12 protein-coding genes and 1 pseudogene are annotated in these 12,711 nt (G+C 35.7%); 5 read left to right on the top strand and 8 right to left on the bottom strand.

Going from position 1 to position 12,711, the window contains the following annotated elements:
- Both H5126_RS20920 and H5126_RS20915 read left to right on the top strand, forming a co-directional pair.
- A partial coding sequence (locus tag H5126_RS20920) for a winged helix-turn-helix domain-containing protein (RefSeq protein ID WP_182721420.1) occupies positions 1-222 on the top strand: 222 nt, incomplete at its 5' end.
- A 35-nt stretch (positions 223-257) separates the two neighbouring features.
- Positions 258-1,604 (top strand): heavy metal sensor histidine kinase, encoded by a 1,347-nt coding sequence (locus H5126_RS20915; RefSeq protein WP_310736043.1) that lies wholly within the window; start codon positions 258-260, stop codon positions 1,602-1,604.
- Between the two features lie 395 nt (positions 1,605-1,999).
- Here the strand turns inward: H5126_RS20915 and H5126_RS20910 are convergent, their stop codons facing one another.
- From H5126_RS20910 to H5126_RS20890, 6 genes are all read right to left on the bottom strand, one after another.
- Entirely contained in the window at positions 2,000-2,404 is a 405-nt protein-coding gene (locus H5126_RS20910) for a hypothetical protein (protein WP_182721422.1), read from the bottom strand.
- An 828-nt stretch (positions 2,405-3,232) separates the two neighbouring features.
- Complete coding sequence (locus H5126_RS20905) at positions 3,233-4,063, bottom strand: hypothetical protein (RefSeq protein ID WP_182721423.1); 831 nt, start codon at positions 4,061-4,063, stop codon at positions 3,233-3,235.
- A 42-nt stretch (positions 4,064-4,105) separates the two neighbouring features.
- Positions 4,106-4,273, bottom strand: coding sequence for a hypothetical protein (locus tag H5126_RS20900; RefSeq protein ID WP_024032678.1), 168 nt, complete (start codon positions 4,271-4,273; stop codon positions 4,106-4,108).
- Between the two features lie 246 nt (positions 4,274-4,519).
- Complete coding sequence (locus tag H5126_RS21405; protein ID WP_220491498.1) at positions 4,520-5,476, bottom strand: LA2681 family HEPN domain-containing protein; 957 nt, start codon at positions 5,474-5,476, stop codon at positions 4,520-4,522.
- Between the two features lie 102 nt (positions 5,477-5,578).
- Positions 5,579-6,250 carry a hypothetical protein gene (locus tag H5126_RS21400; protein ID WP_220491497.1) on the bottom strand — a complete coding sequence of 224 codons (672 nt, stop codon included), beginning with the start codon at positions 6,248-6,250 and terminating at the stop codon, positions 5,579-5,581.
- A 420-nt stretch (positions 6,251-6,670) separates the two neighbouring features.
- On the bottom strand, positions 6,671-8,980 hold the full coding sequence (locus H5126_RS20890) for an AAA family ATPase (protein WP_182721424.1): 2,310 nt from the start codon (positions 8,978-8,980) through the stop codon (positions 6,671-6,673).
- Between the two features lie 573 nt (positions 8,981-9,553).
- Between H5126_RS20890 and H5126_RS21690 the strand changes: the two genes are divergently transcribed.
- The 3 genes from H5126_RS21690 (at position 9,554) to H5126_RS20875 (ending at position 11,660) form a co-directional block, all read left to right on the top strand.
- On the top strand, positions 9,554-10,069 hold the full coding sequence (locus tag H5126_RS21690; protein ID WP_182721425.1) for a DUF2971 domain-containing protein: 516 nt from the start codon (positions 9,554-9,556) through the stop codon (positions 10,067-10,069).
- 20 nt (positions 10,070-10,089) lie between these two features.
- The gene (locus H5126_RS20880; RefSeq protein ID WP_182721426.1) at positions 10,090-10,398 is read left to right on the top strand and encodes a hypothetical protein; all 309 of its coding nucleotides are present in this window, start codon (positions 10,090-10,092) and stop codon (positions 10,396-10,398) included.
- A 131-nt stretch (positions 10,399-10,529) separates the two neighbouring features.
- Positions 10,530-11,660: a DUF4238 domain-containing protein gene (locus tag H5126_RS20875; RefSeq protein WP_182721427.1), complete on the top strand. Its 1,131-nt coding sequence runs from the start codon at positions 10,530-10,532 to the stop codon at positions 11,658-11,660.
- A 281-nt stretch (positions 11,661-11,941) separates the two neighbouring features.
- On the opposite strand, the pseudogene H5126_RS20870 reads toward H5126_RS20875, so the two are convergent.
- Positions 11,942-12,361, bottom strand: a pseudogene (locus tag H5126_RS20870) (diguanylate cyclase); the annotation flags it as partial.
- A gap of 33 nt (positions 12,362-12,394) precedes the next feature.
- Positions 12,395-12,711 (bottom strand): integrase core domain-containing protein (locus H5126_RS20865; RefSeq protein WP_182721566.1); only part of this gene is annotated, 317 nt, incomplete at its 5' end.

Below are 12,711 nucleotides of genomic sequence, written 5' to 3'. Positions count from 1 at the left end.
TTTAGCTTACTTGAACTATTGTTACGGCGCGAAGGTGAAGTATTGCCACGTTCGTTAATTGCTTCTCAAGTATGGGATATGAATTTTGATAGTGACACCAATGTGATTGATGTTGCCATTCGTAGGCTAAGAGCAAAAGTTGATGATGACTTTACTATTAAATTAATTCATACGGTTCGTGGTATGGGCTATAAATTAGAGGTTGAAACTGATGGCTATTAAGTCACGGCCTTTATCACTTACGATGCGTGTTGTTTGTGGCTGTAACCGTTATTGCGTGCTTAACTTTAGTTGCCAACTTAATAAATAGTTCGATAAAACATCATTTTTTCAAGCAAGATAGTAGTGAACTGCATGTTATTAATCAATCTATTGAATTAGTTTTAAGACAACAGTATAAATCAAACCTGAAACTTAAAAATGAATTATCTAACGCTGTAGCGGGTCATCACGGTGTTTACTATCAGGTAAATACCGCAAAAGGAGAGCTCATTTTTCAAAGTTCTGAACGAGATTTTAGTGATTTTGTAATGAGTGCTAAGGCTTCAGCTGGCTTTAACCGTAACAACATTACCTCATGGCAAAATGATACCCACACCTACCGAGCTCTGGTGAGTAATTTAAGTACTGGGCAACAGCAATACAAAATTACTACAGCGATAGACATGAGCTTTCATTTACACTTTCTCAATCAATTTCAACAAAGCCTTTGGGCTATTATGTTTGGCTCTGCGGTACTCATTTTATTGGTGGCTTGGTTTGCTATACATCAAGGATTAAACCCTTTACGAGGTTTGAGTCAGAAAATGCATGACATCCAAACTAATAAGATGGATGTAAGGCTTGATGAAAATACAGTGCCTATTGAGCTTGTTAATATGGTGCAGTCGTTTAACTCGATGCTCGACAGGCTCCAAGGTGAATTTATTCGTTTATCAAATTTCTCTAGTGATATTGCGCATGAGTTACGTACTCCACTAACAAATATAATCACTCAAACACAGGTTGGTTTATCTAAAAAAAGACAGTTGTTAGAGTATCAAGAATTATTGTTTTCTAATCTAGAAGAGCTGGAACGACTAACTAAGATGGTTAGTGATATGCTTTGGCTTGCAAAAACTCAGAATGGACTGGTTAAACCCGTTCAAAATACTCTAAAAAGCCATGATGAAATTGAAGCATTATTTGAGTACTTTGATGCTTTGGCTGAAGACTCATTGATTACATTTAAGAAAAAAGGTCAAAACCTTTGTTTTTATTGTGACAAATTACACTTTCGCCAATTATTATCAAACCTCCTATCCAATGCAATAAGGTATGCCCCAAAAGGCTCATCAATCACAGTAAATAGTGAAATATTTACCGCTGAAAAAATATGTATTTCAGTGATTAATACTGGGGAGAGAATACCTTCTGAGCATTTACCTTATTTATTTGACCGCTTTTATCGACCCGATAAATCGCGCCAACGACACAGCGATGGAGCTGGTTTAGGGCTTGCAATAGTTAAAGCTCTAGCGCAAGCAAACGGTGGAAATATAGAGGTCAGTTCAAATAATCAAACTACCAGCTTTAAAGTTTTTCTAAATTTAGCTAAAAGCTAATTATTAAATTTAATAACCCAATGTTTGCTTGTACCTCTAGACTTCCCAGCTTTCATTAAACACCGGTTTATAAACTTAAAGTACAAAACGGAAGTAAACTTCCGACTTGTAAGCCTATATTACTATATTTCGGAAGCAAACTTCCGTTTCTAGTGCTTCAAAGGTAGTTATAGGAAATTTACTTCTGTTTTTCGAAAGCGTTAACCTAGATAGCTATATGAGCCACTTTTCGGGGGCTTATTTGAGCGAGAAGCAGACTGTCAGATAAAATCGTTTTTGGACAAAAATAAGTTTGAGCCGAAGGACGGCTCTGTGCCATAACCGGACATTTAACGACTTTGTAACCAGCCAAGTAATGAGTTGCCTAAAATTGTGTAGTGAAACCTAGCCAATTGTTACGTGCCCTTGTTAATTGACTTATTAGGCATACTTTTCTCAATACTATCGAGCAAGGAAAGTACGTCTTCAACAAAGCACTCTAGGACCACATTTAATGTCCAAGATTTTTTATATTCAACGCCTTTAAATTGAACCGCAATCTTATATTTAGGATCAATAAGTTCGCTAGGTGGAACTGTTTTGGAAAAAGAATCTGCATGAATAATTTTATCGCAGACCTGCTTAAGAGTTGCAGGTTTCTCTATTAACTTATCATCGAAATATAACCATGATGAATTTGGTAATTCCAAATTCGGTTGATTAATTGTACTTTGATAGAGATTTACTCTAATTGCAATTACTAGACTAAGAAGGTTGCTAGACACTAAATTATGTAAAGTATCTTCAACATTTTTAGACATAACTAATCTAGAATTTTCTGATGAAAGACTACTGGTTGTTAAATCTAATCCATGACAGATTAAACACAAGCGCCTAATTTCATAAAGTCTTGCTTGTGCTGACCGAGGATATCGCGCATTTACTTTCCTGTAAGCCTAGTGAGTTGATCGCGTATATATCTGCTCGTGTCACTCTACTTTTCTACTTGATATAGTTTTAACAAATTACCTAATACATTGCTATCAAATAGCTTCCTATTATTTTTAAATAAACCTAAAATGGTTATGCTCAATCAACCTCAATTCAAAACATTCAACAAACTATTAATCACCGAAATAACGGGGTTACTTTTATACGGCATGGGTATAGCAATTTACCTACACATAAATGACCCAGATAAATACCTATCACCAAACTCCGAAGAAGCAATGCCTCAATTGTATGTAGCGCCCAGCAATAAATTAAAGGGAAACCCAAGTACAGAGTTTTTTGCTAATATAAACTAGGCTTATTACACTCATATTATTACTGAGTCTGAGTACATACAACTCACGCATAATTACAATCTAATTATGCCGAACGATTTAGACCTGGAATTCAAACCTAGCAAACAACTATTTCATAAAACGTAGCTTAACCACCAAAACACTAAACCATAACTTTAAATCCAATTTAAACCCTTTTTAAATTTAACTGAGCGTGTTTAAACGGTTTTGAGCGAAAAACATACCACAAAATAAAGTAAGGCGTTTATAATCACTTACAGGCGCTTACAGGTTTTTAATCTTTTCGCAAAAGTTGTACTAAATAATAAGCCCCTTGATGGAGCTTAGGCCGTTTTCGCTATTCTACAAATCACTCAGTGTAAATTTGACGCCAGAAGGCTTGGTTTCTTTGCAATCATAACGGTGTCTATCAAAGTGTTTTTTATAGCTAGTGTCATGGAGGTTTGCATGAACCACTTCTCGGTGAGGTATGGCAATAGCAAATTTTTTGTAGACTCCCAGTTTACTTTTCTTTTCAACACCCTCATCAATAGCGTCGAACTCTTCGTTTAAGATATGTTCTATAACAGGCTTATAATCAATCAAATAAATAAGGTCTTTCTTTTCATTACATCTGTAACCACTCAAAATAGGCAAAAGGTGAATATCATTACTATCAATACCTATTTCAGATATATAGCCTATATACACCTTATCATTTGATAAAGTAAATGCGATAGGTAAACCGTATTCCCAAGAGTTAAATGCAAGGTGGGTAAACTCTGGTGTTAAGTCTTTTCTAGCAGCCTTCTTCCAACTGTTGAATGTTGGGTTCTCTTGTCTTTTTTTAGCGACTTTATATTTTAGCCTAGGAATAAACCAGCTAAAGAAAAATGTAAAAAAAAGCACAGATATTAAGTTTACCGCTTCAAAGTCCTGTCCAACCGATGGCGATAAAATATTTAATTGATTCCGAAACCATAACCCAATTGATTGGGCAATGCTAAACTGCGCTATTGCAGTAGTAAATATATAAGAACATATAAAAAGCAATAATCCTGTCGAAGCTGCTAGCAAAAAGGTATGGTAGCCCTTTGAAGCATCATACTTAGGGTAAAGCTTATAGTTTGTTTTTCTGTAAATATGCCCAGCTATCGTGATAACCAGTATGAATATAACGGTAGGTTTTATCATAATTTCCCTATAAAAAAAGCGCCTTAGCGGCGCTTTCTTTTACTAACTTTGTCTTACATAAGCTCTAGCATGTCTTACCTGGTCTTTAACGACATCACTCTTTGAGAGGGAATCTAAATCAGCAATAAAATACTTTCCACCAGAAACCTTTACTTTAATTTCGTCTGTATTTTCTTTATACGTAAAAAATTTCTTAATAAATCTAAACATATTACACCTCCATTAAAAGGGAAGTGATCCCTTAACCCAACCAATCGTCACAATCTCCTGTGCGACAGTCACAACTACTTAAATTGATATTAGTAATATAATCCACAAATCAACCATTTTCAATAATAACAGTTGGACAATGCAGTGATAGTCTTGACTTTTCCTAGTAATCATTAAAACCCATTCACTATTCAAGAAATGATTCAGCCAAACTTTCCTAAAAGAATATTTATAGGATACAATGATCTACTTCAGAGGTACTTCGATAGGCATCATCACTGCACTATTATCTAGCTTATTTTTTTCTTCTACATGAATTGCAAGTGAAAGGTACATAATCGAATTTCGAGCGAGCTTCATCAACGTCATGAGCCTTGATTCAAATTCACTCTCTTTTATCAGCACAGAATGACTTGAAAGCTTTTGGTGCTCATAAATTTTTGACCGTGTTTGACGCAAACCTTCATCAAGTAATTTTTTTTTGGTCTCTAGTTCGGCTTTAAGAGTTATATTATGAGCTTTTTTCGCCGAAGCAATTTTACCATACAGCTCTTGAAGTTGTTCTTCAAAGTCATCTATACCATCATTAAGCTTTTCAAGCTGTGATTGCTTAAAAGCTTTATCTGATTGAGTTAGGGTATAACCAAAATCATCAACAATCTTTAAAGAACGATGTTCTATAGCATTTCTAATTTCAGAAAATGCCTTTGCATCAGGATCAAGCCACTGACTAACAGAAGTCGAGTCTTTCACATCTCGAATGTCTTTCAGGATGTAGAATAAGGCGTGGATAAAGCAATTCTGACTACCTTTAAGCTTATTGTGCGGTTTCCAGTTTTTACTGCTTTTAAGTTCACTAAAGATACTGTCAAAGCTGATTTTATGATCATACTTGATATCATTCAGATCAAAAAAGCGATTAATAAAGTAAGCAATTTTATCAAATATTGAGTAAAGCGTTCTGAACGCGCTTTTATAATGACTAGCTTTTAGATTGGTAATGGAGTGTGACATATCATCAATGTGAGGATATGTTTTATTGAAGAAATGCGTATGGTCACTAGGTATGTTTCTAGCCGAAAAAATTAAATAACGCGCATAGCAAAAATCGTTCTTTAATTCATCGAAGTTTCCATGATACATAAGCTCTTCATGCATCGATAAAGCGAAGTTTATTTGTTGAGAAAAAGAGGGGAGAGTCATAATGTCTTGATAGACAATTTCAGATACGCAAACATCATTTAAATCATTGATAAAAAGCTTGTTATCTCCACACCACTTTAAATATTCTCCTTGCTTTCTTGTCTAAATTTCCTCTTCAAATGACTCAAAATAGTCAAAATCTTCTGGTTTAAAAGTATCTTCAAACCATGCTTTAAAATTCATAAAATTGCTGTTTTCTGAATAAGCAATTCTTTGCTCAGGATGAAGCTGTTCAAGGCTTTCAATACCTAAATTTATGAGTAAGTATGCAGTAAAGTAGTGGTAGTGCTTATGACTAGGATCGTAAACATTACTCGCAAGAAAAAGCTCGTTGTTTGCTTTAGATATTATAGACACAGGGTTTTGTATGCAATTAAGGGCATTATCCCATAATGGAATACAGCAGAAAGCACGACCTTGAGAACTTAGCTTATTGCCTAAATTGGTTTCAATGCAGCTTTGTAGAAAAAGTTCTTCATCAGTTGGAAAGTTGATTTGTCGTATGACGTATAGAGCTTTTCTGAAAAATATAACGGATTTACTTAGTTCATCAGAAAACCAATCTAGTTTATGGTAGCTAAAAATCGCTGCTGAACAATTACCCAATATATAGTAAAAACGAGCTTCATCAACGAGATTTTCAAACTTATAATCAACGCCTAACAACGATTCTAAGAACGTTTTAATCTTTTCATGATCATTAGCTATCAAAAACTCATCAGCCTTCATTGACAGCTCTTCAAGAGCAGTTGAATTCAAGACATTTTCTGACATACATGTAGAGCGCCGTTAAATTAATTTCACATCATACTAACGCATTGAGAATTTGTATTCACTTTATATCCATAAGTCATATATGCCAATGGTCTAAACTAGCTTAAACTGTGATTCTGACTATGTCATTAGCTTAAGGGTTGCGCGGTATTATGCTATTCCAACCCCGTTGAATCCTTACTGACATTACGAAATGTAAGTCAAGTGACGATTTGGCTAAGCTAGTTCTTAATCGATCGCAACTCACTTTGGGGCAAAGACGAGTTATATTTATAACTCGTCAATGGACAAAAACGCGTTAGAGGCTATGGACAGCTTTGTGCTAAAAGGGGGAGCTTCATCTCACCACTCACCGGAATTTTTGGAGCGAAGCGAGTTAAATTTCCTAGTGCAGTGGCTTCTTATAAGCTTTTACACTAATTATGCAACAACCTCGAGCATTTCGTTGTAATGAATCTCATCAACTTCCTGAAGCCACGTAAAAATATCACCAATGACATTTTGGCTTTCACCTAAAAGGTTTTCTGAAGAATCTTCATTGATTTCAATAACAACACTATGAGAGTATTTGTTTATGAATCGATAAATCTTTTCTTTGGTAGATTCATCAGTGATTTCGCAACCGTTCAAGCCACAATTCATCAGCTGCGCAATATCACTTCGGTGCTTTGGAAACTTGAAGCTAAAAAATGATTCAAGCAGTTTCCTTGAGAGATTCGCGGTTAAAAAGGCTTCGTCTCGAGACAATGCAGAACTATCTTTGTATGCATGCAGCTTTGAAAATATATAATGGTATTCTGAATTGTAATTAACCAGACTAGAGTTTGCGTCTTTAAATGTCGATTGGCGTGGAGTGACTGTTGACGCTTCAATTGTATAAAAAAACGCATTTGGATCTTTGGGCGGATTCTTTCGTTTTCTATTGCGGTTTACACCTTCAAACCAATCTCGGATCAATTTGAAGTAAGTAAAGTTGTGCGTAAATACAAATAACTGCTTTGCTTTGTTACAATTGCTACGAAGAAATGAATACGCATGAAATAAGTGGTTCGAGTCAAAGCTTGAAACGGGATCATCCACAACAACGATAGTATTTTCCATCTTGTTATCGTTTTCTTTTAACTTGGTTATAAAGTAAACAAAGGCAATAGCAGTTTTTTCCCCTTCGCTTAAGTTTCCTTCTACCGGAATAGATTCATTCCGCAATATTTCATAGCCTTTTTTAAAAGGGCTAAAACGAAGGGTTAATTCACTGCGACCAAGAAACTTGTGAAGTGATTCATTAAACTGGTCAGCCCCCAAGCCCTCGTTTGATAAAGAATCTTCAAGGCTTCTAATTTCACTGTTTCGGCTAGTTATTGTGGCTTTTAATGTATTATTTGCGGCTGTACGGTGAACAACTTCTTTTTTCTTACTGTGGTAACCGAAAGACTTAACCTCAGTGGTTGTATAGTGAAGTTCAAGTTGTTTCTTGGATTTGTCTGTTTCCTCCTTGAAGTTGTTCGATTTGTGGTTGTGCTTATCAACAGTTGTACCAATCGATGCCATAGCATTGTTAAAGGCCTTTATCGAAGATTCACTAATAACGTCGACCGTAAGACCAGTCTCAAGGGGGTTTCCTGTCTTCTCTTTCAGGATTTTATGCCAAGCTGAGATTTCTTCATTAAGGTCTTTGGTAGCCTTTTCCAAGGCTGCACATAATTCGCTGTACTCCTTTTTCAATTCTTCGTAAAAGTCAGCTGTCGCAGGTAAAGTAGGGACTTGAATGTATTGAGCTGTAAGCCAACCATCAGCATTCACAAGCCTGCTTTGAAAAGCTTTGTAATCGTCATTGAAATGGGCTTCGAGTTGTTTGATGCGCTCTTCAGTTATGGTATTACCACAAAATTCACACTGGTTTGATTCATGGCGCTTATGAAGATCAAGACCAGTTTCAACCCAAGACTTTATATCACCATGCTCAACAAGTCGTTGAATGGTTTTACTGACTACGCTGGTATTTAGAAGATCATCAAGACGGCCTTTTGCTTTGCCGAAAGTTTCCTGATTAATTGCCTTTCGTGTGAATGAAATAGGGTTCTTCTGATCTGGTTTAGCAGCATTGGTTAGTTCGATAATTTTATCTTCATTAAGAAGCGGCTCGTCTGTTTTCGTTGCTTGAAGGTTTGAGGCGATAAACGCTTCAAATTTTGTTTTGTTATAATTAAGATAATGGCTATCAGACGTATCAATAGATTGGAGGCTCATTTTCAAGCGACGAGCACTATCAGTTCCAAATTTTGAAATGGCACCTTCCAGTTTTTTTATTTCTGTTGCTTCTTTGCTATACGCTTCGGAATCGGCCTTTTGCGTCTTCTTCAGCTCTTCCAGCTTTTCTCGTTCTTCAATTTTGGCTTTGTCTACCAGCAAAATACTTTTGACAACGCTATTCCATGAAATATTTTCGTCAATGAAGTCTTGATTGAAGGTGTATACGTTTAGATCAGAAGTCCCCACGTTCGCTTGTGTGATAAGCGTACCGTTGTCTAATCTTACTTCGAATTCTGAAGAAGGATATTTACTGGAAGTGGCTTTATTTTCTATACAGCGAAACAACCCCGAAAGCGTAGATTTACCACTTCCGTTCCAACCATAAAACAGATTGTACTTCCCAAAATCTTTAGCATTGGTGTTAGTGTGATCCTGATAGATACCAAAGTGTTTTAGTTTTTGTATGTTTTTTATAGACATAACATCCTTGCTTTAAAGCTACGCTGTGTTCAATTTGCGTCTAAAAATTTTAAAGTGCGCGATGCGCACATCTTTTCCCTGATATCACTTCATGTATTAAATAAATTTATTTTTAACAAATAACGTAATTCATTGCCAACTATAATTTTTATTGGTGCTAATGAGATCCAGAAAAAAGAAGATACGTTAAAGGAACATTCGCTTTTTAGAATTGGCTCTATAGTACTAAATTACTTGGACCGTCTCTTAATTGCTCAAAGCCATAATTAAATAATTTACCCTAACTTGTTTTGGGGCAAAAACGAGCTACGATTGAAGGTCCGCTGGCACAGAGCCGAACTTCGTCAAAGAGCGATAAGCGGTCATTCAGGTGTGTCACCTTAACTTAGTAAGAATAAGAGGTCACTTTTCTCTTTTTCACATGTTTATATAAGCCGCAGGAAGAGTAATATTTATAGCTGGCAATCACTTATACTATTTGCTATTAATGTAAGTTCACGAGATAAGGACGTTTTTACGCTAAAATAGGGAAAGTGTCCTCTGATAAATTTGTTATAAATGCTGGAGAATCGGGTGGATCTTTTTAAGTATTTCGAGCCTGCAAGAACAGATGTTATTAAAAATGGATGTATTCGTTTAACACAACCGCACGACTTCAATGATCCCTTTGAATTTAAACCTGTTATTTCTACAGTTGCTACTCAAGAAGAGTTTAATGATGTTTTTGAGAAAACTATTGATGAAAAGATCGAAGAAGAACTATCAAAAATTCCGCACGAACTAGCGAAGCAAATATCAAAAAAAGATCTTGAAGCAACTATTTGTCAGATATTGACCGATAATCAGGATAAATTGGATGCTCATTTGGTAAATTCTGCTAAGCAGGTTTCGAATATTTATAATGAGAAATCAAATGAGCTAATTGGTGTGCTTTGTTTAACTGAAAAAAAAGATAATTTACTTATGTGGTCTCATTATGCAAATTCACATAAAGGCTTTTGTATTAAATTTGATGCTTCTCATGAGTTTTTAATCAAAAGAGAAGTGAAAGTGATGAGCTTTACCATCTCAGAGAAGTTGTATATTTAGATGAACGCCCGAATAAAACAATGAGTAATACGTCTGGTGTTGATTTGTTGCTTCTTAAGTCTGATATATGGGCTTACGAAAAAGAGTGGAGATTTTGTGGCGTTTTACAAGATTCAGATTATACAATTGATAACGAACCTCTAAATGTACATTTGTTTAAGTTCCCAAAGTCAATTATTCAAGAGGTCATTTTAGGTGTAAATGCTTCAAGTGAACTTGAGCAAGAAATGAAGTTAATTATTAGTCAGACACAGGAGTTATCTCATGTGAAACTGAGTAAAACAAAAATATCAGAGAAGTATTATAGTCTTGAGTTCAATGATTTATAACATGTCGATTAAAGGACAAAACAGTTGGTTTTTGCTTCTTCGTCGCTAATTTTAGCCAACAATTTTTTTGCCTCTTAACGAGGTGTTAAGGCTCTAAGCTCATTCGGCTTATAGAAACATAAAGGTTACATATGGGAAAAATTACTATAAATCAGCATTATGTACCTCGTTTGTTACTTGAAGGATTTCGAGTTAATTCGGCACACGAAAAGCTAGCAAAAGTTAATGTTCTTCGTATCAGCAATAACAAGCTACTGTATAACCAGTCAGTGAAAGAGGTATTCTCACAAAACTATTTCTATGATAAAGATAATGTCATTGAAAACTTTATTGAATCGCATATTGAAACTCCTTCATCTGAACTAATTAATCAATTTCGCAGTGGTGTATTTCATAGTTTAAATATTGATTGTCAATGCTTGACGAAATTTTTATGTTGTCAGCTCATGAGAACTCAAGAAGTCTTGAACGAAAGCTTGAGATATAGTGAAGAACATACTTATCATCTTGCTGAAGAGTTACTTCAACAAAATGAAATTGCATATGATGATGACATACGAGAGCTATTCTCTTTAGAGTTCCAAGATCGTGATGCTAAGCGAAGTGTTATAACCCAACTAGTTCTTGACAGTGTATTGATTTCGAAGGGTATGGAAGATTTAAGATTCCATATTTTAGTTAATAAAACTAGTGAAGACTTTATTATTTCAGATCATCCAGTTATTAAGTATAACTGGTTTTATAAAGATTTAAATACTCTTGGTGTCGCAGGTTTGATGAATAAGGGAGTTCAATTATTTCTTCCACTATCTCATAGACTATATCTATGTGCCTATGACTCGGGTGTTTATAAATATGGGTCTAAAAATAGTGATGTTTCCGAAGTTTTAAGCCTTAAAGACGTGCGGTTTTTAAATACTATTCAAGTTAGAAATGCAAATGATCTAGTTACGTTAGGTGGTGGTCTTGATGAAAATGGTCTCCGTCAGTTGGTTACTAAGTATCATGATAAAAAAATTAATGTAGTTGATAGTTTAGGGTTAGGTATGACAGATACAAGTTCGCATGTTGAACGTACAGTGTTTGCGGCTGTTTATTATACTCAGCGTAACCTATTTGATAAGCCTAGCTTCTTTAAAGTGTTGAAAAAATCTAAAGTCTACCAATGTGAACTGACTGTAAGAGACCCTTACTTGGTTGATGGAGTCAATATGTTGTTTGAGAGTCGAGCTCAACAGAGACATCATAGATTAGAGCCCTAACAAACTGTTTGAAAGTGATTCGCAACGCGTGGCATTTTACTACGCGCTGTTTTCAGTGTTTAAGATGGTATGAGTGGCATCTGGGAAACAAAGAAACAAAGGGGTCACATCATCAAAGTTTACCAATGACTGCTTATGGCACAGAGCCGACCTTCGGCTCTAACTCGTTTTTGTCCAAAAACGAGTTTACTCGACCGTCTGCTTCTCGCTCATATGGGCCTGTCACATGAAACCTAAGCCTAATCATTAAAACTCTATGGACTGATGTGAATTGCTTCAAATTAACCTGCTAAAAACGTCTCTATTACCCGCTTTCTAAATCCGCCAAAGGCCTGTAAAAAGCTTGCTTCTTTAGGTTCAATTTGCAGCAGACTTGATTCGTTTGATCCCCATGAAAATAATAAATTATCAATTTCAGCAATCGGCTGACTATTGGGCCGCGTGGAGCTTGTCTTTTTATGAGTCTCTATTCCAAAATATTCATTCGCTATGGCGTTATTTCTTATTAGTACACAAGTGTCGGGTAGCTCTTGGTCAATTCTATTTGCAAAAGTGCTTAGTGTTTCTTCGGCTAGGGTAAATAACCAAGCTTCTTGGTTGGGTGAGCTGTTTATTCTTAATATACGACCAAGCACCTGCCTAAAATAAAGCTCAGTTTTAACTCTGCTTAAATGACAGCACACTTGCAGCCTTGGTGAATCGCCCCGAGTTCATCGGAGACCAGTTTGTTTAAGTCAGGCCACTTTACCTGACTCGTTTAAATTATCATAGTAGTCTGTTTCATATTGAGCTGGTGAAATATACCCAATTGAAGATAATAGGCGTTGATTATTAAACCAATTAACCCACTCTAACGTTGCGTATTCAACAGCATCAACATTCTTCCACGGGCCATTTCTGCGAATAATCTCTGTTTTAAATAATCCATTTATTGTTTCAGCCAATGCATTGTCATAAGAGTCACCCACACTGCCTACAGACGCTTGAATTCCAGCTTCAGCAAGTCGCTCAGTGTATCGTATAGACAAATATTGGCTGCCTCTGTCGCTGT

This window comes from Pseudoalteromonas sp. SG45-3 (assembly GCF_014164075.1).
GTDB lineage: Bacteria > Pseudomonadota > Gammaproteobacteria > Enterobacterales > Alteromonadaceae > Pseudoalteromonas > Pseudoalteromonas distincta.
Note: the sequence above shows the minus strand (reverse complement) of the source record. Positions and strands in the feature narration are given on the sequence as shown.